This is a genomic window from Ammoniphilus resinae, from assembly GCF_017873965.1.
Lineage (GTDB): Bacteria > Bacillota > Bacilli > Aneurinibacillales > RAOX-1 > Ammoniphilus_A > Ammoniphilus_A resinae.
The window spans coordinates 99,089-120,607 of the sequence record NZ_JAGGKT010000008.1 but is presented as its reverse complement, the minus strand read 5'-3'; the positions used below and the strand labels follow the sequence as shown (position 1 = coordinate 120,607).

General features: G+C 41.3%; 27 protein-coding genes. 17 read left to right on the top strand and 10 right to left on the bottom strand.

The annotated features are described in order from the left end of the window. Positions 1-53: 53 nt before the first annotated feature. The gene (locus tag J2Z37_RS14020) at positions 54-518 is read right to left on the bottom strand and encodes a C40 family peptidase (RefSeq protein ID WP_209810898.1); all 465 of its coding nucleotides are present in this window, start codon (positions 516-518) and stop codon (positions 54-56) included. A 186-nt stretch (positions 519-704) separates the two neighbouring features. On the opposite strand from J2Z37_RS14020, the gene J2Z37_RS14015 reads away from it, so the two are divergent. The 5 genes from J2Z37_RS14015 (at position 705) to J2Z37_RS13995 (ending at position 5,440) form a co-directional block, all read left to right on the top strand. Next, positions 705-1,601 (top strand): RluA family pseudouridine synthase, encoded by an 897-nt coding sequence (locus J2Z37_RS14015; protein ID WP_245203808.1) that lies wholly within the window; start codon positions 705-707, stop codon positions 1,599-1,601. Positions 1,602-1,725: 124 nt separating this feature from the next. Next, the gene (locus J2Z37_RS14010) at positions 1,726-2,805 is read left to right on the top strand and encodes an ABC transporter substrate-binding protein (RefSeq protein ID WP_209810897.1); all 1,080 of its coding nucleotides are present in this window, start codon (positions 1,726-1,728) and stop codon (positions 2,803-2,805) included. A 287-nt stretch (positions 2,806-3,092) separates the two neighbouring features. Further along, positions 3,093-4,052, top strand: coding sequence for an ABC transporter permease (locus J2Z37_RS14005; RefSeq protein WP_209810896.1), 960 nt, complete (start codon positions 3,093-3,095; stop codon positions 4,050-4,052). Next, complete coding sequence (locus J2Z37_RS14000; protein WP_209810895.1) at positions 4,045-4,839, top strand: ABC transporter ATP-binding protein; 795 nt, start codon at positions 4,045-4,047, stop codon at positions 4,837-4,839. Before J2Z37_RS14005 ends, J2Z37_RS14000 begins: the two co-directional genes overlap by 8 nt. A gap of 37 nt (positions 4,840-4,876) precedes the next feature. Further along, on the top strand, positions 4,877-5,440 hold the full coding sequence (locus J2Z37_RS13995; RefSeq protein ID WP_209810894.1) for a YkvA family protein: 564 nt from the start codon (positions 4,877-4,879) through the stop codon (positions 5,438-5,440). A gap of 24 nt (positions 5,441-5,464) precedes the next feature. Here J2Z37_RS13995 and J2Z37_RS13990 read toward each other — a convergent pair whose 3' ends face one another. After that, positions 5,465-5,923: an N-acetyltransferase gene (locus J2Z37_RS13990; RefSeq protein WP_209810893.1), complete on the bottom strand. Its 459-nt coding sequence runs from the start codon at positions 5,921-5,923 to the stop codon at positions 5,465-5,467. Positions 5,924-6,250: 327 nt separating this feature from the next. On the opposite strand from J2Z37_RS13990, the gene J2Z37_RS13985 reads away from it, so the two are divergent. Next, the gene (locus J2Z37_RS13985; RefSeq protein WP_209810892.1) at positions 6,251-6,424 is read left to right on the top strand and encodes a hypothetical protein; all 174 of its coding nucleotides are present in this window, start codon (positions 6,251-6,253) and stop codon (positions 6,422-6,424) included. Between the two features lie 65 nt (positions 6,425-6,489). Here J2Z37_RS13985 and J2Z37_RS13980 read toward each other — a convergent pair whose 3' ends face one another. Then, on the bottom strand, positions 6,490-6,936 hold the full coding sequence (locus J2Z37_RS13980; RefSeq protein WP_209810891.1) for a GNAT family N-acetyltransferase: 447 nt from the start codon (positions 6,934-6,936) through the stop codon (positions 6,490-6,492). Positions 6,937-7,007: 71 nt separating this feature from the next. After that, positions 7,008-7,205 carry a twin-arginine translocase TatA/TatE family subunit gene (tatA, locus tag J2Z37_RS13975; protein ID WP_209810890.1) on the bottom strand — a complete coding sequence of 66 codons (198 nt, stop codon included), beginning with the start codon at positions 7,203-7,205 and terminating at the stop codon, positions 7,008-7,010. Between the two features lie 159 nt (positions 7,206-7,364). Here tatA and J2Z37_RS13970 point away from each other — a divergent pair, with 159 nt between their 5' ends. The 4 genes from J2Z37_RS13970 (at position 7,365) to J2Z37_RS13955 (ending at position 9,608) form a co-directional block, all read left to right on the top strand. Further along, positions 7,365-8,294 carry a hypothetical protein gene (locus tag J2Z37_RS13970; protein WP_209810889.1) on the top strand — a complete coding sequence of 310 codons (930 nt, stop codon included), beginning with the start codon at positions 7,365-7,367 and terminating at the stop codon, positions 8,292-8,294. 84 nt (positions 8,295-8,378) lie between these two features. Beyond that, complete coding sequence (locus J2Z37_RS13965) at positions 8,379-8,567, top strand: hypothetical protein (RefSeq protein ID WP_209810888.1); 189 nt, start codon at positions 8,379-8,381, stop codon at positions 8,565-8,567. A 131-nt stretch (positions 8,568-8,698) separates the two neighbouring features. Then, the gene (locus tag J2Z37_RS13960; protein WP_245203807.1) at positions 8,699-8,998 is read left to right on the top strand and encodes a 4a-hydroxytetrahydrobiopterin dehydratase; all 300 of its coding nucleotides are present in this window, start codon (positions 8,699-8,701) and stop codon (positions 8,996-8,998) included. 94 nt (positions 8,999-9,092) lie between these two features. Then, positions 9,093-9,608, top strand: coding sequence for a DUF3907 family protein (locus J2Z37_RS13955; protein WP_209810887.1), 516 nt, complete (start codon positions 9,093-9,095; stop codon positions 9,606-9,608). A 33-nt stretch (positions 9,609-9,641) separates the two neighbouring features. On the opposite strand, the gene J2Z37_RS13950 is transcribed toward J2Z37_RS13955, so the two are convergent. Together J2Z37_RS13950 and J2Z37_RS13945 are read right to left on the bottom strand one after the other, a co-directional pair. Next, positions 9,642-11,060, bottom strand: a complete 1,419-nt coding sequence (locus J2Z37_RS13950) for a S8 family peptidase (RefSeq protein ID WP_209810886.1) — start codon at positions 11,058-11,060, stop codon at positions 9,642-9,644. A 65-nt stretch (positions 11,061-11,125) separates the two neighbouring features. Continuing rightward, positions 11,126-11,947 (bottom strand): metallophosphoesterase, encoded by an 822-nt coding sequence (locus tag J2Z37_RS13945; protein ID WP_209810885.1) that lies wholly within the window; start codon positions 11,945-11,947, stop codon positions 11,126-11,128. A 191-nt stretch (positions 11,948-12,138) separates the two neighbouring features. Here J2Z37_RS13945 and J2Z37_RS13940 point away from each other — a divergent pair, with 191 nt between their 5' ends. Next, on the top strand, positions 12,139-12,672 hold the full coding sequence (locus J2Z37_RS13940; protein ID WP_209810884.1) for a MarR family transcriptional regulator: 534 nt from the start codon (positions 12,139-12,141) through the stop codon (positions 12,670-12,672). 12 nt (positions 12,673-12,684) lie between these two features. Here J2Z37_RS13940 and J2Z37_RS13935 read toward each other — a convergent pair whose 3' ends face one another. Beyond that, on the bottom strand, positions 12,685-13,545 hold the full coding sequence (locus J2Z37_RS13935) for a hypothetical protein (RefSeq protein ID WP_209810883.1): 861 nt from the start codon (positions 13,543-13,545) through the stop codon (positions 12,685-12,687). A 167-nt stretch (positions 13,546-13,712) separates the two neighbouring features. Between J2Z37_RS13935 and J2Z37_RS13930 the strand changes: the two genes are divergently transcribed. The 3 genes from J2Z37_RS13930 to J2Z37_RS13920 all read left to right on the top strand — a co-directional run bounded on the left by J2Z37_RS13930 (position 13,713) and on the right by J2Z37_RS13920 (position 16,990). Beyond that, a complete protein-coding gene (locus J2Z37_RS13930; RefSeq protein WP_209810882.1) occupies positions 13,713-15,242 on the top strand; it encodes a fumarate hydratase in 1,530 nt (509 codons plus the stop codon). Positions 15,243-15,383: 141 nt separating this feature from the next. Then, complete coding sequence (locus J2Z37_RS13925) at positions 15,384-16,457, top strand: M42 family metallopeptidase (protein WP_209810881.1); 1,074 nt, start codon at positions 15,384-15,386, stop codon at positions 16,455-16,457. Between the two features lie 17 nt (positions 16,458-16,474). Next, positions 16,475-16,990, top strand: a complete 516-nt coding sequence (locus J2Z37_RS13920; RefSeq protein ID WP_209810880.1) for a hypothetical protein — start codon at positions 16,475-16,477, stop codon at positions 16,988-16,990. A gap of 436 nt (positions 16,991-17,426) precedes the next feature. On the opposite strand, the gene J2Z37_RS13915 is transcribed toward J2Z37_RS13920, so the two are convergent. Beyond that, positions 17,427-17,921 (bottom strand): peptidyl-prolyl cis-trans isomerase, encoded by a 495-nt coding sequence (locus tag J2Z37_RS13915; protein WP_209810879.1) that lies wholly within the window; start codon positions 17,919-17,921, stop codon positions 17,427-17,429. 243 nt (positions 17,922-18,164) lie between these two features. Here J2Z37_RS13915 and J2Z37_RS13910 point away from each other — a divergent pair, with 243 nt between their 5' ends. Together J2Z37_RS13910 and J2Z37_RS13905 are read left to right on the top strand one after the other, a co-directional pair. After that, the gene (locus J2Z37_RS13910) at positions 18,165-18,458 is read left to right on the top strand and encodes an Fpa/YlaN family protein (RefSeq protein ID WP_209810878.1); all 294 of its coding nucleotides are present in this window, start codon (positions 18,165-18,167) and stop codon (positions 18,456-18,458) included. Positions 18,459-18,638: 180 nt separating this feature from the next. Further along, positions 18,639-18,896, top strand: coding sequence for a DNA alkylation repair protein (locus J2Z37_RS13905; RefSeq protein WP_209810877.1), 258 nt, complete (start codon positions 18,639-18,641; stop codon positions 18,894-18,896). Positions 18,897-18,941: 45 nt separating this feature from the next. Here the strand turns inward: J2Z37_RS13905 and sleB are convergent, their stop codons facing one another. Continuing rightward, positions 18,942-19,673 (bottom strand): spore cortex-lytic enzyme, encoded by a 732-nt coding sequence (gene sleB / locus J2Z37_RS13900; RefSeq protein ID WP_209810876.1) that lies wholly within the window; start codon positions 19,671-19,673, stop codon positions 18,942-18,944. A gap of 245 nt (positions 19,674-19,918) precedes the next feature. Between sleB and J2Z37_RS13895 the strand changes: the two genes are divergently transcribed. After that, positions 19,919-20,308, top strand: coding sequence for an Asp23/Gls24 family envelope stress response protein (locus tag J2Z37_RS13895; protein ID WP_425340322.1), 390 nt, complete (start codon positions 19,919-19,921; stop codon positions 20,306-20,308). A 46-nt stretch (positions 20,309-20,354) separates the two neighbouring features. Here J2Z37_RS13895 and ftsW read toward each other — a convergent pair whose 3' ends face one another. Continuing rightward, the gene (gene ftsW / locus J2Z37_RS13890; protein ID WP_209810875.1) at positions 20,355-21,509 is read right to left on the bottom strand and encodes a putative lipid II flippase FtsW; all 1,155 of its coding nucleotides are present in this window, start codon (positions 21,507-21,509) and stop codon (positions 20,355-20,357) included. Positions 21,510-21,519: the final 10 nt, after the last annotated feature.

The following is a 21,519-nucleotide window of genomic DNA, read 5'->3' as shown; positions in this document are numbered from 1 at the left end:
AATCTTCTACTTTCCGGTACGCAAAAAAATAAATAACAGGGGGATTCCCCCTGTTATCCTACGCGTCTTGCTGTGATATAATGTGATCTCCACCATTTGTTCTTAAGACTAGAATACGTTACACCTTTTGGTTTTCCAAAGGTATGGATAAATCTCCCGTTCCCTGCGTAGATTCCAACATGTGAAATCCCGCGGTCACTTGGTGTGGAGAAAAAGAGGAGATCTCCAATGCGAAGTTTACTTTTCGGAACATAACGTCCCACGCGAGCTTGCTGATGAGATACTCTAGGCAGGCGAATGCCGTTTTTCGCGAAAACATATTTGGTAAATGATGAACAATCAAATACCCGTGTAGTTCCATATGGAGCACCCAATCGGTAAGGAGTTCCAAGATATTTGTTGGCTGTTTTGATCAGATGTTTTCCTTTAGAGATTGTCGCGGCATGTGTAGTGGTCTGAAATCCAGTAAACATAGAAAACATGAGTGCCAGAATTAGAATCCATTTTGTTTTCAACATCTGTTCTTTCCTCCTCGATGAATTTCTGTGTTGTTCTTATATCCAAGTTAACATAAATATAGATTCCAGTATTTACACAGAAATGTTGCAGTCCAGATGAGGTTTACCTTGACGGCCATTTATGAGAAAATGATGAGAATTTTATCCGAAAAAATTTCTTGACTTCGTAATAGGAGGGGGAGCCAATTGGAAGGGACAACAATCACCTATACAGTTTCATCTAATGAATCAGGTTTAACAATGAAAAGCTTTCTTCGGCAAAGAAAAGGGATCTCCCGAAAATTATTAGTTCGGATGAAACAAGAGCAGTCCATTTTTCTGAATGGAATCTTTACCTATTTAGATCACCCAATTACAGTTGGGGATGTAATCACGATGAAGATGCCAGAGGAAGAATCGGAAAACATTGTACCGGAAGCTATGAAACTGGATATTCAATTTGAAGATGAGGATATCATGGTTTTGAATAAACCTGCAAATCAGTGTGTCCACCCAACCTTGCTGCATCCTAACGGCACCTTGGCCAATGGGGTTGTTCATTATTGGATGGAACAGGGGTTTAATCGGAAATTTCGGGCCGTGAATCGATTAGATAAAAACACGACGGGATTATTGATTGTAGCTAAAAACCAATATGCGCATCAACAATTGGCGATCACCCAGCGCGAGCGCCAATTAACTAGGGTATATGAGGCGCTTGTGCACGGTAAACTGAATAAAGAAGAGGGGACGATTCAGGCCCCGATCGCGCGGAAATCCGAATCCTTAGTAGAACGGGAGGTCCGCGAGGATGGACAGGACGCTATTACGCATTTTAAAGTTTTACAAGAATTACAGAACGCCTCCTATGTCCAATTAAAGTTGGAGACTGGAAGAACACATCAGATCCGGGTCCATATGAGTTATATCGGACACCCTCTTTTGGGAGATGATCTTTATGGAGGTACAAAGGAATGGATGGATCGGCAAGCTCTCCATGCAAGATACCTCAGTTTTCCGCATCCCCGATCGAAAAAAATCATGTCCTTTACGTCAGAATTGCCAGCAGATATGGAGAAAACACTAAATGAATTATTATTTTGAGAAATAAGGGATGATTTACATTCCTTATTTTTTTTTGCAATTTAATGCAAAAGTACTTTAAAGGATAAAAGACCTAATGTATAATAATAAAAAAACTTAGAACGATTCTGATAGGGGGATCACGATGAAAAAAATTGGTAAAAAACATTGGACAACTCTTACCTTGCTTTCCTGTTTATTCTTAGCTGCCTGTGGTGGTGGCGGTGGAAAGGCTGTAGATGCACCAAAAGCGGACACGGCACCTTCTACACAGCAAGCTGATGCTGGGAAGACTGAAAAGCCAGCCGAAAAACTGAAGATTGGGATTACGCAGATTGTTGAACATCCTTCTTTGGATGCTTCCCGAGAAGGATTTATCAAGGCGCTTAGTGATAACGGTTATGTGGATGGGGAAACCGTAGAGATTGAATATCAATCCGCACAAGGGGACCAAAGCACAGTTAGCACAATTGCCCAGAAATTTGCCAGCGATAAGAAGGATGCGATTTTAGCGATTTCAACACCGAGCGCGCAAGCGATCGTTAAGACGACGGAAGGGACAGATATTCCGGTGTTCTTCACAGCAATTACAGATCCACTGTCGGCAAAGCTAGTTGACAACCTGGAGAAACCAGGGAAAAACATCACCGGAACCTCCGATACACACCCTGATGCGATTAAGAGTATGATGAAGACTATTACAGAATTATTCCCTGATGCGAAAAAGGTTGGGGTGATCTATAACTCTGGTGAAGCGAACTCTGTCGTTAATGTGGACAACGCTAAAAAAGCCATGGCTGAATTCGGATTAGAACCTGTTGAAGCAAACGCCAGCAATGCGACTGAGGTGAAGCAGGCTGCCGAATCATTGCTTGGACGAGCTGATGTGCTTTATATTCCAAAGGATAATACGGCAGTAGGTGCCCTTCAAGCGATTATTAAGGTTGCTGAGGATAATGATGTGCCGATGTTTGTCGGTGAAATGGATTCTGTGAAGAACGGTGGATTTGCCGGTTTTGGTACAGATTATTTTGAACTAGGGTATTTAACTGGAGAAATGGCTATAAAGGTGTTAAAAGGTGAAGCAAAAGTAGGAGATATTCCTGTACAATTCCCTAAGGAATTGAAATTGGCTGTAAATAAGAAAGCAGCTGCAAACGAAGGGATTGATCTAGAAAAGTTAATGCCAGTACTTAATCCTTACAACCCAGTGATTATTGAATAGACAAAGGAAGAAAAAAGGATTCCTAGAATATGCAGGAATCCTTTTTTCTTGGACAGCATAAAAGCGTTGAAGTCCAAAAACTTGTACTTAAAGAAATCTCAAATATATATTATAATAGTTTCTATCTGTCTTAGATAAATTTGATGTTTTTTGTTTTTCAGTGTCGAAAGAAAGTGCTTCAGGTCGAAAAACGAAATAAGAAGCCCTCGCCAGGACAACTAGATTGTTTTTCAACAGGAAGAATAATCGACGTAGTAGAAAAACAGACATATGAAGGAGGAGAAAAAATGGGAACAGCATTGCTCGGGTCCCTTGAATCAGGTGTTATTTTTGCCATTATGGCCTTGGGCGTTTATCTAACATTTAGAATATTAGATTTCCCTGATTTAACTGTGGATGGTAGTTTTACAACAGGTGGAGCTGTTGCAGCCGTATTAATTGTGAATGGGTATTCCCCCTTCTTTGGAACGATTGCAGCAGTGATTGCCGGAATCATTTTTGGTGCACTTACCGGGATTTTGCATACCAAAGGTAAAATTAATGCACTACTATCTGGTATTCTTTCTATGATTGCTCTTTATTCGATCAACCTGCGGATCATGGGGAAAGCGAATATTGGATTATTAGGAGAAGATACCTTGCTTACACAGGTTCAGACAGCAAGTTCTGGACTGGGTGAGAGCCTATCTAAATATTCCATTGTATTGTTTGTTATTGTTCTTGTCATTCTGATCAAGCTTATTGTTGACCGGTTCCTGGATACAGAGGTTGGATTGGCCTTACGTGCTACAGGGAATAACGCCAGGATGATCCGAAGCTTTTCTACTAATACGGATAATACCATTATTCTTGGGGTGGCCCTTTCCAACGGTCTTGTGGCTTTGTCCGGGGCCTTGATGGCACAATATCAAGGCTTCTCAGATGTATCCATGGGGATTGGGATGATTATTATTGGATTGGCATCCGTTATTATCGGTGAAGCTATCTTCGGTGATCGTTCGATTCGACGCGCAACCTTAGCTGTTATCGGTGGAGCCGTTATCTATCGTCTAGTTGTAGCCCTTGCGTTGCGGGTCGGTCTCAGCCCATCGGATATGAAATTAATGACGGCCTTAATAGTTATTATTGCCTTGATTGCACCAATGATGATCAACAACTGGAAAGATAAGAAGAAAAAAGATGCACGGCGCAAGCAAAGCGCTTCCGAGATGAAGGCTCACTTGGAAGGGGGCAAAAATAATGCTTAAACTAAAGGACATAAATAAAATATTTAATGAGGGTACTGTCGACGAAAAAATTGCTTTAGATGATATACAGTTGGAGCTTAAAAAGGGTGATTTTGTTACGATCATCGGAAGTAATGGAGCCGGAAAATCAACTTTGATGAACATTATATCTGGTGTTTTGATTCCAGATGAAGGAACGGTTGAAATTGACGGACAAGTTGTCAATAATCTAAAAGAATTCCAACGTGCGCCGCTCATTGGCCGCGTCTTCCAGGATCCGATGGCTGGAACGGCACCTGCGATGACGATTGAAGAGAATCTTGCAATGGCTTATTCCAGGGATAAAAAGCGCGGACTTCGTAAAGGGGTCACGAAAGAGCGTCGAATCCTATTTAAGGAGAGCTTGGAGTCTTTACACCTTGGTTTGGAAGACCGTTTGACTGCAAAGGTAGGCCTTCTATCCGGTGGTGAAAGACAGGCATTGAGCTTATTAATGGCAACCTTTACAAAGCCGAAAGTACTTTTGCTTGACGAGCACACTGCAGCATTGGACCCTTCAAGAGCAGCATTGATTACGGATTTAACAAGAGAAATTGTTGACCGTTCGGGGCTTACTACCTTGATGGTTACTCATAATATGCAACAGGCGATCGATCTTGGGAATCGATTAATTATGATGGATAAGGGAAGAATTATTCTTGATGTAGATCCTGAACAGAAAAAGACATTGACGATCGAGAGATTGTTGAAGGAATTTGAACGGATTCGCGGTGAGAAATTCGCAAGTGACAGAGCTGTTTTGGGGTAAGGTTATTGACTAACTTTACGTGGCAGGAGGCGTTACGATGAAAATTTGGGATAAAAAGAAATCAGTAGATGGAGAATGGGAACAAATTGAGAAGATTACGTCTGAGGAGGAGGAACCCGGGAAAGAAGGGGCAGGGGACCTCATTGTTCTCGAAAAGGAGCACCAAAGGTTTTACGACAAGCTGCGAAAAAAGATCGAGGATTTTATAAGCAAACAGTCCAATCATCGTGCTGATGCCGCGACACCTTATATTCTCCTGGCTCCTGATTTTTTTGTTCTCATGGCTCGATTATTAAAGGATAAGCGAGTATCCGCTAAGTCTAAGACGATTGCGGGCATCGTCGTTGCTTATTTTATCTCGCCACTGGACATCATCCCTGAACTCATTTCGGGACCGATTGGATTTTTGGATGATATTATTTTAGCAGCATACGCCGTTAGCCGGATGATGAATGATGTAGACAAACAGGTGCTGCTTGAACATTGGAATGGCAAAGAGGATTTGTTACAGACCGTACAGAACCTTGTTAAAAAGGCGGAAGATCTGGTGGACAAAAAAGTTCTCGGCTTAATCGGGAATGTATTGAATAAGAAAAAGTAAAAGGAGAGTCTGTTGACTCTCCTTTTACAATACCTCTTTCAACACGGCAATCTCATCGCATGCGGGAAACTTTGAACAGTTAACGCAATCCCGCCAGACCTTATGAGGAAGTGTTTCTTTTTCAACGACCCGAAAACCGCAATGGTTGAAAAACTGCTCTTGGTACGTGAGAGCCATGACCTTTTTAATCCCTAGCTCTTGGGCACGTTCAGAGAGGTAATGCACAAGTTTTTTGCCGATACCCTGACCTGCATACTCGGGTGCAATAACCAATGAGCGAATTTCTGCGAGGTCCTCCCAAAGGATATGAAGGCCACCAACGCCGATCACTTTCCCTTCAGAACTTTCGACAACGGAAAAGCAAGTTAGCGTCTCGCAGAGGGATAGCTTCGAGCGATGGAGCATTAGGCCTTTCTCTGCATACATATTGATTAATTCATACATTGTGTCGATATCTTTCATCGTTGCTTGACGAATGTTCATTTCTTTCCCCCCACCCTGAACGGGACAGATGTGCGTATATACTCCCTTTATACCTATGAATATACCTCGTGGAAATTCTTATGTCCATAGGAGAGTATAGGGTACAGGAGAAAAGATTTGCCATAAACCTCGAAATATGTCGACTGAAGTTTCTATTCAGATGGGCCGAGGTATGCTATAGTGTTTTTAAATCCATTTCATTTCCTACTTCCACCTGATGGTTTGCATCAGGTCTTTTTCTTTTTTGGAAGTGTTTTCAAGCATATTCCGGTGCCTATAAGAATAAAGTTAGTGTGGAGTGAAATTGAACACCATGGGGGTTTAGGAATGGATTTACGTGTCTTGGATTTGCAGTATCGGCTGGAGCAAACTCAGCGCCATCTAAAGGGAAACAGGTATTTAAGTCAAATGTATCAGGATGATATTAAAGAAATTGAAAAGATCTTAATGGAGATTCGTGCCATGGTAGATAGTCAGACCAAAAAATCGTTTCTTATGTGAATGTGGTAGCTGGTATCAGCTGCCTTTTTTGGTTTAAGTCATATCCTGAGATTTACCGGAACTTCTTACATTCGCTTCTCCATCAGAATGGTATGTGTAAGCCAATTGATCCGTTTTACGGTATATCCAAACCTTTGATAAAGACGTTGCGCCCGTTCATTATTCCTGTCGACATAGAAGCGGATTGAGGAAAAGCCACCTCGTCTGGCTCTCGACTCGACTTTTTTCATGAAATAAGTGGCGATCCCTTTTCCTTGGTAACGAGGTTCTAGAACACAGAGTTCTAGAAGCATGACCTTCGCTTTTTCGGTCCACGCAAGAAATCCTACCCGGCTACCTGCTTTACTCATCAAAAGAAAAACCTCTGTGTACTTGTTCAAGAGATCTATTATTTTTTCATCGGTAAGTCCATACGAAGATGGATAATGTCCGAGATTTTCCTTAATTAAGGTGAGCAGGTAAAGATCATCTAATTCCGGGATTCTCCTTCGAATCCTCCAATTTTTATTCATCACGGATCACCTCTTGTTAATTTATGAGGCGACAAAAAGAAAAGATCCCATAATGGAATCTTTTCTACAATCTATTTCAGTTGTTTCGTCTCGTTTTTCTGATCTTCCTTCACATCATCGTCATCCATAATTCCTTTGGCGGAATCTTTAAACTCCCTTAATGTTTTCCCAGCGGCTCTTCCTAATTCAGGAAGCTTGCTTGGACCGAAAATAACTAAAGCAATCACCAAGATAATGATTAACCCAGGAATCCCTATATTTGAGAACATAGTATCAGACCTTTCTTAGACGTTTCTCAAGCTCCATAATACAACTCTTAGTTTAGCTTAAATCCGGCATATTAACAATGTTTGTTTCATTTTTTTTCGTGGTTAGGGTTCCCAAAACATGGTATGATGAAATAAAACAGAGGAGAAAGGGGATGAAGTATGAAGGGGAAATTTTTTACAGCCATTAGTTTATTAAAGAAAGTTTTTAAACCAGGGGAACGTTCCCTTTCACGCGGGGAAATTACACATCGCTTGGTCTCTTTCTTTGAAGAAGAACATGAAGAGGGCGAAAAACTCATCCAAGCAGCGCTTAATGCAGAAAAAACCCCATTTCGTGAAGGAAATTCCCGTGCAATTATCGAATATAAACAAGAACCACATGCCATTGCATCACATGTATATAAAATTTTAAACGATGCGAAAGTTCCCTTAACAGAGGAAACCATTCTTCGTCGATTAAGAAGCTTGAGTCTTATTTCGTGGAATTTTTCTTTTGATAGACTGGGACTGATTACCGACAGCAGATTTTCTCAAGTGGAATTGGATAAAAGATGGGTCTTAAGTGATTGGGAGCCTGTAAATGATCAAGTATATCAATACTTTATGAATCAAGGAATTGGGGAACTTCCTATGAGGGAGATTCCATTGCTAATTCAAATGAAATTGAACGTACCAAAGAACAAGTGTCTGTTTTTTCCTGAATTGGACGAACGTTTCTTTGCTGAAGATGAGGTGCTTTATCTTGTGGGACAACCTGGTGAAGAACCCCATTTTACCGATTCTGAGAATAATTCCGCTGCTTTGCAAGAACAAACCAAACAATCGTATCAGGAGGTGGCCTCTGCCGTGGAAACTCGTGTAGTAGAAGAAAGAACAGCCGATAATTCAAAAACTGTAGTAGATCAGGTGTTGGAAGATTTACTTGGAGGGTTAATCAAATTAGAAAAGCGCTCCGGAGAAATGAAGGAAGAGGTACTAACCTACTTTACTTCGAATGATATCGAAGCGATCGGGACTTTGATGAAGGAAAAAGAACGTAATGAAAAAGTCCTTGAGAAACTTAAAGAAATTATTGACGAATTGTCATAAGGCTAGGAAGGATGATCCGTGGGACGGGATGATTTTCTCTCTAATCGTTTTGATCGGCTAAGACACATTGTCTTTCTCAGGAAAATGAAACTGGAAAACCTTGAAAAACAGGCGATTCATTGGTTTGAGAATGGAAATTTGGCGAAAATAGAAGAATTGATGAAAAGGAGAGAAACAATCCTAGCAAGTAACGAACGATTGACTTCTTTTATCGCAAAATGGGAGAAAGAGGATGCCGTTTTAGCAAGCAATCAACTATTTACCACGATCTGATGGAATGGATTTCAGGCTGGCAGGCGATAGCTTGAAGGATAAAAGCTCAACTTCAGAGAAAATTGTCATCTGCAACTTTGGGATTAAATACTTTATATTATCAATACGTTTTTTTAGGAGAGGGGATTAAAATGGCCAGACTTTCTAAGGAACAGATTGAGTATAATATTTCAAAGCTGCCAGGGTGGAAACTGAATGGGAATTGTATCGATCGAACCATTGAGCTAAACAGCTTTAAAGAAGCAATATCGTTTGTCAACCAAGTAGCTGAATTTGCAGAAGAGATGGACCACCATCCAGAAATCAAAATTGATTTTCGTAAAGTGAAACTAAGTTTAACCACTCACACTTCTGGAGGGCTTACCGGGAAAGACTTCGCCCTTGCGCAGAGGATAAACAAATTAGTTCCTTATTCCGGGAAAGCGATGTGATCTGGTTTAATGCTCAGATGACGTATTGGCCACTTCTTTAACCCTATAGAACCTGTTAAAATAGAGACAAATGATTTTGGTTGGGGGTTGCATGATGCCTGAAATTCAACATAGACAATTGTGCGAAGAGTCCTTTCGACTTTTAAAAGAAGCTGCGTTAGATATAGAACGTTTTTTGAATTCGACTACATTGGATGCGCTTGTAGTAAAAAGCGAGAATCCAGAACAATATCAGCCATATTATCGTTCCTATCTTTCTGATTTAAGGTTTTTGCTAGTCCACTGTGAGAAGGTATATGAAAATTTAGGGATGTGTCTGCGCAGAGCACAGTTTCATGAAGAGATGGCAAATGAAGTCTTATATCAGTTGTACCACACTTGTGTAAATAATTTCTATTACCCTAGAGGCGAGGTTTATGAGGAAGATGGCAGACATTCCTACACAGGAAGTAATGCGATTGTGTTCCGACAAGAAGTTGTTCCGGAATTAAAGGAACTAACCTTATCTCTGGCCAGAACTTTTGAATATTTACGTGATGAATTGCAATTTTATGAGGCAGATTATATAACCATGAAAAGAGCACAAGAAAAAAGCAAAGCAACCCTTTAGGGCAGCTTTGCTTTTTTTTTCTAGGATAGATTTCTAAAACCCAAACCATTCTCTAATCGCCCGGAAGGGGAAGAAAGTGATTCGCTCTTGCTCGCTCAACTGTTTTTTATCGGATGGTGTGGCCACTGTACCGATCCCCTCCTTAGCCATAATGAGGGCCTTATCCACATCGATTAATCCGTAGCCATATTGTTGGTCTTTCCCTCGTGACCCAAGGTCTTTTGCTGATTGGCGTATAATTTTTGCGACTTCCCGATTAGACAAATTGGGATTCACAGAAAGAATGAGCCCTGCCAAACCGGAGACATGCGGGCAAGCCATTGAAGTCCCTGATAGAACCGCATATTCACTGTAAATATAGGTGCTGGGTATATCGACACCAGGGGCCGCGACATCAATATGTTTTCCGTAATTCGAAAATTCGGCTCTCCTTTTATGGTTATCCACAGCAGCAATACTTAATACCTCGGGATAAGCTGCTGGATAGCTTGGTTGATCGGTATTATCATTTCCTGAAGCGGCAATTAATACAATTCCTTTGTCGTAGGCATAGCGAACAGCGTCATGTAGAACCTGGGATGGATGATAGTTTCCCACGCTCATGTTGATTACCCTTGCTCCGTGATCTGCCGCCCATTTTATTCCTTTTGCAATATCAAAGGCCGTACCAGTTCCCTCAGCACCGATTGCCTTCACCGGCATGATTCGGTTATTCCAGGAAACACCAGCAATACCAATCGTATTGTTCGTTCCTGCGGAGATAATCCCGGAAACATGAGTTCCATGCCCGTTATCATCCATGGGATTATTATTGTCCAATAAAACGTTATATCCCTTGACAAGCTTTCCTTTAAAATCTTCATGTTTTAAATCAACCCCGGTATCCACAACTGCTACGGTTATATTAGCTCGTCCAGGAGAGATATCCCAGGCTCTATCCGCTTTGATAATGGGGAGATTCCATTGATATTGGGTATATAAAGGGTCATTGGGTTCACGATTGGGTAACAAAATAAAATTCGGTTCAGCAAATAACACATCATCACGGGTTTTAAAATATTGGATCAATTGATCTGTAGTTTTGCTTTTCGATTTAAAAATACTGTAGGAATCCCAATGTTTCTTGATTTTTCCATCAATCAATTGGCTGATCCTGGCAAGTTCCTGGTGATCAGGATGGCTTTTAAATTTAACGGTAACCTCATTTTTAATCGCATGACTCTTATCCTGAGAATTGTGATGGATCGTTAAAATATGTGGGCTGTTATTTAAACTTTTTACTGTTTGATCCACTTGGCTAATAAAATCAATTTTATTAGGGAGATGGATGGGTTTCTTATCTTCGGCAGTATGGATATTTTGCTGCGATGTCCCACCGCAGGCTGATAAAACAATGGACATGAGCATAATACACGCAGTAATTGCTGAAAATAATCTGATCCGGATCTTCATGGCTCACCTCAAAATGTTTTCTTTCGGTTAGCATGAGTTAATCCGGGTCATTTCATAGTAGGGGATTACTGGAAGCTTTGTTCCTTGGCAATAAGCGTATGAAGCGTGATTTCTGGCTTAGAGCGAAGGCGAATATTAAAGCCGGTTTGTCCTAATCCTTCACTAATGTAAAAGGCTTTATCCTCGATAAAATGCAGGCCTTTAATCATATTCATTCGCGGGAGTTTGCCCATCTTGACCAAATGAAAGGCTTTTGGATAGTGGATTTGTCCACCATGGAAATGACCACAAAGCAAATAATCAAAATGATAATCCGTCATCTTCAGCACGATATTTGGGTCATGGGTAAGCACAATATTAATTCCATCTTTTATATCAGCGTAAGCTTTTTGTAAATCGCTGCGCTTTGTGGAATGATCGTCAATACCGATTAAATTAATCACTTGATCCTTCACCTGGATCGTTTTGCTTTCATTAATTAAAACATGGCATCCTAGTTCAAGAAACAGTCTTTGTAGTTTTTCGAAGTTTTTGGGTTTCAATACATAATCATGATTGCCAAACACAACGTAAATTCCATAAAGAGCGTTCATATTTTTCAAAACTTCGAGGTAGGGACGAAGCTTTTCAATACTTTTCACCCGATCCAGGTAATCACCGGTCAAAGCGATTAGGTCAATGGGTTCATCTTTCAGTTGTTCATTCAGTTGTTCTGGTGAAATGGAAAGGTTCTCCATATGCATGTCAGATAAATGAAGAATTCGCAGTCCTGCTTCACCAATATCGTTAATGGGGAGTGTGATCCTTGTAAATTCAGCTTGTTTAGTATTTTGATAAGCGATAAATATAAGTAAAAACAGGATGGCAAGAGACAAAACTAATATCATAATCTATCATTCCTTCTATAAACAGATATATATAAAATTATATATCGAGTAGTTGTTTATTTTCACCGTTTAATATATGGGAAAAATGTGTGGTATTTTATAGCATAAATGTACTTTATTTGTAGGTTAGAGCAGGAATTTGTCGAGGGATGCAGAATTTAATATGAATCACGAAAGTAAGGTGGTCAAAGATGACAGTGGAAAAGACTAAAATTTCAACGGAATTACACATCATGATTAATATTGTTCGTGCTATGTATAAAACATTAGAAGAAGATTGGACAAAACAGGCCAAAAAATACGGGTTGACGTCTCCACAAGAGCATTTGATGTGGGTTCTGTATTTCCGAGATGGAAGTACGATTACAGAGATCGCCAATGTTGGTTTGTGGCATATTTCAACAGCTATGCATTTAATTGATAAATTGGAGGAAAAAGGTTTAGTTCGCAAGGAAAGATTGTGGAATGACAAAAGGGCTTCACGGATTTTCCTGACAAAGGAAGGGCATGACCTGCAATCTAAGCTGTTAGAAGACGATTATTCGAGTTACAAGCTTTATACGATAATGCAAGAGAAAAAGGATGCGTTCGGATTAGAGTGGGAGCAGCTTACCAAGTTTGGAAAAGCAGTGGTTCAGGATTTATATGGCAAAGAATATACGGATTTCCTCGATGCATCTGCTAAGCAGATTAAAGCCCTCGAAGAAAAAGAAAAAGAATCATAAGAGACCTGTCTCTTACGATTCTTTTTCTTTTAGCAAATGGTAATGACCATCGTCCGTTCTGTACATAATCTGAATTTCGAGATCCTTTTTGTCGATCAGGATGAGGGGGATACTGCTCAGATACAACGGATCTTTATTATTAAGATTGGCTGGAGCAACGATATTGGTGTAAACAGCTGAGGAAATACTTTGGGTAAGCTGTAGTAATTTTTCCGAACTTACCCCAGGTAACCAATCGTGAGACGTATGTGAAGCCAGCTGTGTAAGGGGAAACAGGTAATAAGAATAAGGATTGAGCGAAAATTCTTCGAGCGCTTGGCTCCATTCAGCGTCCATCTGCTCTAACCCACGATCGATCGCCTCTTTCCAATTTTGTTGTAGGAGGGTGATGGGCTCGTGAAAGCTTTGCAAACCACCGTATTTTGTTACCGAAACATATAGATAATCACTACTCACTTCTTGGGTGTTATGGGTACCCGTGTACCCGTGGTGAAAGCTGACGGCTTGATATAGGTGATTGTATTTACTGTTTACTTCTAGTTGCTGTACAATGGTATCCACGTTTTCTTTCTGTTGATGTGTGGCACCCACAAGAAGGCCGTCTTGGTACAACAGGGTCATATCTTGTCTTTTGGCAGCAGGAATATTGGTTCTGGAGACTGTTTTTAATTGGACATGATAATTCGGTGTTTCTGAAGTGGCAGGTGGTTCAACAGATAGTTCACTCTTTGCCTGTTGAAAGTGGACTTCTTGATGATTAGGGTAGTTCTGTATAGCTTGCTGACTTTCTGGAAGCAGAAGGGTGAGAACATACATAATGGGAATGACATGGGCAAGAAGAAGAAAAGAAAATGTCGCTATTTTCCATTTCATTGGTAAGGTTTGGAGTCTTTTGTATAACATCATTTCACCTTATGTTTGAGTTTTTCCCATTATATGAAAAGGTGGACAAGAATATGACTATTCAAGGGATACTGTTCCATTCGGAAGGTTTGATATATAATGAATGAGGGAAAAAAATATAGAAACGGGGTAAGAGGATGGAACGTTTAAAAGACAGTATTTATCAATTAATCGTTGAAACTTCTACGAACCTGCCGCCTGATGTCAGACGCGCAATTGTAAAGGCAAGAGAACACGAGGATGCCGGAACACGGGCTGCTTTATCCCTATCAACCATTGCGGTAAACATCGAGGCTGCCGAGGTGAATCAATCTCCCATCTGCCAAGATACAGGGATGCCAACCTTTGAAGTAAAAACTCCGATTGGTGCAAACCAAATTGAAATAAAAAAAGCCATTCATGAAGCTATTGCTCTCGCTACAAAAAACGGAAAGTTACGTCCAAATTCTGTTGACTCGTTAACAGGAGAAAATACGGGAAACAATCTGGGTGAAGGAACCCCTGTCATCCATTTTGAACAATGGGAAAACGAAGAAGTTGAAATTCGCTTAATTCTTAAAGGCGGCGGATGTGAAAATAAAAACATCCAATACAGCCTCCCTTGTGAAATCGATGGTTTAGGTCGTGCCGGCCGAGACCTTGACGGGATCCGCAAATGTATTTTACACAGTGTCTACCAAGCACAAGGACAGGGATGTTCTGCTGGATTTATCGGGGTAGGAATTGGGGGAGACCGCACAACCGGATATGCTTTAGCTAAAGAACAACTATTCCGAAAGGTCAATGATGTAAATCCAAATGCTGATTTGGCAAGACTCGAGAATTACATAATGGAAACAGCCAACCAGTTGGGAATTGGAACCATGGGTTTTGGGGGTCAGGCGACTTTACTCGGTTGTAAAGTTGGTGCTACGAATCGTCTTCCAGCCAGTTTCTTTGTCTCTGTAGCTTACAACTGTTGGGCTTTCCGCCGCCAGGGAGTTACGCTTGATGCTACTACAGGAGAAATTACATCTTGGTTGTATAAGGATGAGCAGGTCCAGGTGACAACAGAAGAAGACAAACAAAAGTCAGGGGAACAGCGGAAAACAGTCGTACTACAACAGCCGATCTCTGAAGAACAAATTAGAGATTTAAAAGTCGGCGACGTTGTAGTCATCGATGGAACCATGCACACAGGGCGCGATGCTCTTCATAAGTATTTAATGGATAACGATTGCCCGGTTGACCTGCAGGGCGGTGTCATTTATCACTGTGGGCCTGTTATGCTGAAAGATGAAGATGGAAAATGGCATGTAAAAGCCGCCGGTCCAACCACTAGTATCCGGGAGGAGCCTTACCAAGCAGATATTATTAAGAAATTTGGTATCCGCGCTGTCATCGGAAAAGGTGGAATGGGTCCCAAAACACTAGCTGGATTAAAAGAGCACGGTGCCGTTTACCTCAATGCCATCGGTGGAGCAGCTCAATACTATGCGGATTGTATTAAAAATGTTGACGGTGTGGACTTTATGGAATTTGGTGTACCAGAAGCAATGTGGCACCTGAATGTGAAAGGCTTTGCCGCTATCGTAACGATGGATGCACATGGAAACAGCTTGCATGCGGATGTGGACAAGAGCTCCTTTGAGAAACTTGCACAATTTAAAGAACCTGTATTCAAATAGGTTTGTGATAAGCCATAGAAATCCAATTCTGGATTACTATGGCTTTTTCAATTGAATACAGGGTAAAATAAAGTATAGTGTAGCAGAAGAGAAGCCCTAAAGGACAAAAGGACAACTAAATTGTTTGCATGAAGGAGGCTCATGATGGACCCACAATTAGATATGTTTAAAAGATTAACAGAAGCCCCGGGGGCATCCGGATTTGAAGGACCTGTTCGGAAAATTATGAAGGAATACCTAGACCCCTATGCGGAGAAGGTTGTGTATGATAACTTAGGCAGTATTTTTGGTGTGAAAACAGGGGATGAAAATGGTCCGAAGATTATGGTTGCGGGTCATATGGATGAAGTAGCATTCATGGTCAAAGGGATTAATGAAAAAGGCTTAATCCAGTTTCAAACGCTTGGTGGATGGTGGAGCCAGGTATTATTGGCCCAGCGGGTGGAGGTGATTACCGATAAGGGACCGGTCATCGGGGTAATCAGTTCCATCCCCCCACATAATTTGACGGAAGAAGCACGAAAGAAGCCAATGGCCGTATCCCATATGTTTGTTGATGTGGGTGCTGATGGTCCGGAGGATGCGAAACAAATGGGAATTAAACCTGGTCAACCGATTGTTCCCGTTTGCCCATTCCAGGTCATGGCGAACCCGCAGAAATTGATGGCAAAGGCATGGGATAATCGTTACGGATGTGCGTTAAGTATCGAATTATTGAAGGAACTGCAGCAGGAAAGTCACCCCAATCAAGTATTTTCCGGGGCTACTGTGCAGGAGGAAGTCGGATTAAGAGGGGCGCAAACCTCTGCGAATATGATTCAGCCGGATCTTTTCATTGCCCTTGATGCAAGTCCAGCTGCTGGTGATACGCCGGGTGTCGACGATGGAATGGGGAAAATTGGCGATGGGGTTTTAATGAGAATTCTCGATCGAACAATGATCACTTTGCCGGGATTGCGTGATTTTGTCATGGATTTATGTGATAAGGAAGAGATTAAATATCAGTTTTTCGTTTCTCCCGGTGGGACAGATGCTGGACGGGTACATACCACAGGAGAAGGGGTACCATCCATTGTCATCGGGATTCCGGCCAGATATATCCACAGTCATGCATCTATTATCCATCGAGCAGACTATGAAGCCGCCAAAAAGCTGTTGGTTTCTTTGATTAAACGCCTGGATCGGGCGACATTGGATGAGATAAAGAAAAGATAGAGGGAAGGTTCGATGACATGGGAGCGGTACATCACCTATTTCTAAGAAGAAAAGAAATCGATCAAAACAGGATAAATTATACATATATCTTCCAAGACCAACCCCTGTCCCCTGCTAACCAAATCGTAACAAGACTATTTCGGCAAATGATTCTTGCCGTAGAAGAGAGTCTAGATGGCCTGGAAGTGGAATATGTTGATGCTTTTATGGCAAAACAAATGGGCGCACGGAGGGCAGCTGAACTGCTGACCCTTCTTGGAGCCAACTCTGAGAACATTACCGAAAACAAGCGTGGGGAAGTCGTCCTCAGTAGAACTTTCTATACAAATCTTAGGGAAGAAGCCCTCACTTACTTTAAGCAAATAAAAGATCTTGAGGACCTATCGGCTTACCGATTTTTTTCTGGGAATACCATGAAAGTAGAAGTCTACTTTGTTAAGACTATGTCTATATGGGTGAATCCAAAGGAAGAAGAGAAGCTGCTTGCCTTACTTGAAGAAGACCGAATTCCCTATAAGGTTTTTGAAATTTAGCAAAAAAATGAGGGTAAAAGGATAAAATTTTGTAAAATCCTATTGTCTAATGTCATATTTTGTTATATGCTTGACTATAGTAACCATTCGGTAAGATCCAAATGGTTGAGAGTTATAGGCCATCCCATCAGTTGTTAGACTGACCGTTGGGAGAGGTCTTTTTTTAGTTGCTAAGAAAATAAGAGATCCTCTGCCCGGTTGGATAAATTGGCGGACATAGGATCCGCTATTACTGACCAAAACCCTGAGTTTTGGAATGAAGCGGACCCACGTTCCACTATTTCTTGTTTTGTTTTTAGGACAATTTCTGGGTGATTTAAAGCAAATAGTGGGAGGAGAGTCCGTTTCCCCCGGAGAAAAGAGAGATTCTAAGTAAATAAGGGATCCTGAATCCGGGTGGTAGCCCCTCATACCAGGTTATCCCTGGAATTACCCTTTACACTATTTCAAAAGCCTTAATTCCTTTAATAGGGGACATCCGATTCCGACCATCTCCATAAAGGAAATAAACGGGGCCATTTTCCCTAATCGGCTTACCATCGACCGCAAACCAAAGGATTCCTTTTAAAGCTTCTTCCCAACTAATTTCGACTGTATTGCCATCCTCAAAGTAACAAACGACCTTTGTGACATTTTCGCCAGGGTTAGAATTATTAAGGAAGGGTGCAAAGGGAATTCCCCAATCCCCAGAAATATCCTTTTTATAGATAAAAGCTTTTTCTGATTTTCCTGTAGGGATAACAGCGCCTTCTTGTAGCTCACGATCCCACTGTTTTCCTACTTGTTTTTGATAGGTCAAGAGTTCATCATCTTCTTCATTCTTCTCGAAGAATTGGTCAATTCTTTTCTTTCGATCATCAAAGATCCATACTCCTGGGTCAAGCGTTATTTGATATTGTACGTTGCCTTTAACTTGAATTATTTCGGACATGATGCTTTTCTCCTATTCTTTTTGTGGATTTTAACAATGAGTCCTTATCCTCATAATAAAGGACAAAACTCGGATAAAAACCGTATTAGAAGCTGTAATACTTCCTTGTATCCTGTCCTATTTTACCATACTTCCTCTCTTTTTCATTTTTTAACAAGGGGTGTAGGATGTTTTTTCTCCCTACGGCGTTGAAAATATGATAAACTGTACGTAAATGAAAGATTGGATAAGGAGGGAACTTCGTTGTCGGTTACATCCGCAATCGAAATCCAGCAAAAAGCGATACAAGTTCTTCAGGCAGATGCTGATAAGATTTTGAAATTGATAGAAGTGCAAATGAAGAATCTTACCATGCCGCAATGCCCCCTTTACGAAGAGGTTTTAGATACACAAATGTTCGGACTGTCAAGGGAGATAGATTTTGCTGTCCGCTTAAAGCTTGTTCAGGAAGACACGGGAAAACGGATCCTGCAGGAATTGGAACGGAAATTAAGCGAGCTTAATCAAATGTATCAGGAACAAACTACTCAAAAATAGCCTTTGTGCATAAACAAAAGGGAAAGAGAGCAGTTCTCTTTCCCAGGAATAGCTGAAGGTATAGAATTAGAAAATTTGAGGTGGTGGGCAATTTCACTTTCTTTATAGCTTATGCAGGATAATTAAAAGAAGTGCATTTGGGACAAAATAACAAAAACATCCTTTAGGAGGTTTATCCCTATGCATGAACCTTATTTTTGTCCCAACTGCAAAACAAATCGTACCCGTTTTAATATCATTCAACAAGTGCCCATTGCCGTGAAAATGGATCCAGCTAGTGGAAATGTGATTGAGCGGTACGATGAAGTGATTACGGATCCTTTTCACAATCCGTATCGTGGCTCGGAATATAAGGTCCAATGTGCCAGCTGCAGTATTATAAATGATGAAGAAGTGTTCATAAAAGCAGCCCAACATAACCCTCGGGGTACCATTTAAAAAAGGAATTCCTCCAAAGCTGGGGGGAATTCCTTTTTGTTATCCCTATCTGCAAAAAATATGCTTGCCGATTCGTTTAATCTGGGGCCGTGACCATATCCATGCAGAGGTAGCTGTGTCTGGATTAAAATAATAGATCGCACCGCCGGTTGGATCCCACCCATTTAGTGCATCTCTTACAGCCTTTTTCGATGTTTCATTTGGAGTCAACCAGATTTGTCCATCGGCAACAGCTGTGAACGCACGCGGCTCAAAAATGACGCCCGAGGGGGTACTCGGAAATGAGGCATGTGTCACGCGATTGAGAATAACAGCAGCGACTGCAACTTGTCCGATGTAAGGCTCACCTCTTGCTTCACCATGAACGGCATTTGCCATTAGTTTTAAATCATTATTAGAAATGCCATGTGCTTTGTATGAATTGGCAGGAGGACTTGTGCTTGTCGGACCGCTTGGTTTCCATTGTTTTGTGGCCTTCCAAAGCTTTAGTTTCGTTTTAGGGCCGAGGACGCCATCTACTTTTAACCCAAATTCGTATTGGAAATTCCGCAGCGCTCGGTAGGTCCGAGTACCAAAGACGCCATCTATATCACCTGTGTAAAAACCTAAAAATTTAAGTCTACCCTGCAGTTCCCAAACATCCCCGCCTTGAGCACCTTTCTTTACAATCTGCTTACTAAAAACATCTTCAGTTGTGAAAGAATGATTGGAAGACGAAATGTAGCAGCCCAAAAGTAAGGTTATAACTAATCCCAATAACCAATAAGGCCTTATCATATTTCCCTCCTATTCCATGCTCACTTTTGTCTTGGTTTAGTCTTATCTTTAACGAAATGCTTGGAGATAATGTAGATAATTGGATTGGAAAACGGTTCCTTTTTGTGAAAATTATTCTGTGAAATTAGGAGGAATAGTGCGTATTTTGGCGAAATACATAAATATTTACTAAGCCCACTAAATTTCCTGAAATTGGTACCTAGAGCCCAGATTCTGAATAGAATAGAGTAAAAGGAGGGATTGCCTTGGCTGAAAGAAAAGATTACGGAATGGTAAAAATTGCTGATGATGTTGTTGCTGTTATTGCTGGAATTGCAGCTGCAGATACAGAAGGTGTTATCAGTATGTCGGGAGGAATTGTCGAAGGATTGGCGCGGCGAGTGAGTGGAAAGAACGTCCATAAAGGAGTTCATGTTGAAGTGGGTGAGCTCGAGGCGGCCATCGATCTTAGAGTTATCGTTTACTACGGTGTAAAAATAGATGAAGTTTGTAAAAATCTGCAATTCCAAGTGAAAGAAGCTGTAGAATCGATGACAGGTTTAAATGTAGTGGAGGTGAACGTCAAGGTCGAAGGGGTCGAATTTAAGCAAGCCGAAACCCCATCTGCCCCAGAGCCTGTTTACCGAGTTAAATAATGATGACAAAAAGAGGGTTCCCATACCACGGGGAGGACCCTCTTTTTTATGCATCAAAGCGATCTGTTTGTTGTGAACGAAGCCCTTGTTTGTGTGTCTCCCGCGAAATACTGAGGATGATGCCCATACTTAACATACAAACGAGCAAGGAGGATCCTCCATAACTAATGAAAGGAAGCGGGACACCTGTAATCGGGATACTTCCGGTTACACCGCCAATATTAATGATAGTCTGGATCGAAACCATACTGACAATGCCAATACCTACCAGATTTCCAAAGGTATCTTTACATTCCGTCGTTATGTAGATAATTCGCCATAGAAAAAGGATAAAGAAAAGCAAAAATAAAGCACATCCAACAAAACCAAGCTCCTCGGCCATGACTGAAAAAATAAAATCAGTTTGTGGGTATGGCAGGTAGAGGTATTTTTGAATACTTTTTCCGAAACCAACCCCGCCAACCCCGCCATTTGCCATCGCGTAGAAAGATTGAATCAAATGGTATCCTTCATCAAGCCCGTTCATTCCATCGTTCCATGGATTAAGAAAAGTGGTTATCCGTCTGATTCGATAAGGGGCAAGCATGATCATTACGGCAAGTGCGGCAACAGCTGGAATGCACAGGGCCATTAAGTGTTTCAAATGCGCTCCTCCGGAGAAAATAACTACCACAGCAGTCATTAACAAAATAACACCGGTTCCAAAGTCAGGCTGACCCGCAATCGCAAGAAAAAAGGTACCAGTAACGACAAGTGCGGGAACTAATCCATTTTTCCAGAGACGAAACCGTTCCCCTTTCTTGGAAATCAATCCGGACAGATAAATGATGAGTCCCACTTTGGAAAATTCCGCGGGCTGCAATGTAAAGGGGCCTAATCCAATCCAGCTTCTTGCGCCATTGAGTTCTTTTCCCAATGGGGTATAAACGAGGAAGAGGATTAGGAAGGAAAAAAAGGCAATCAGCGGGAAGGACTGTTTGTAAAAGGAATAAGGTACATTCATTGCAATTAACATGGCAATTAATCCAAATAATGCCCACAGGGCTTGTCTCTTTACAAAATAAAGGCTGTCATTATTATAGTCTGGATCATAGTAGGCTAAGATGTAACTGGCACTAAAAACCATTACAATCCCAAACCCAACAAGCGCCAAGGTCATAAACAGGAGTAGAAAGTCTGGCATTCCGCGTGATTTCTCCATGTTTTCCCTC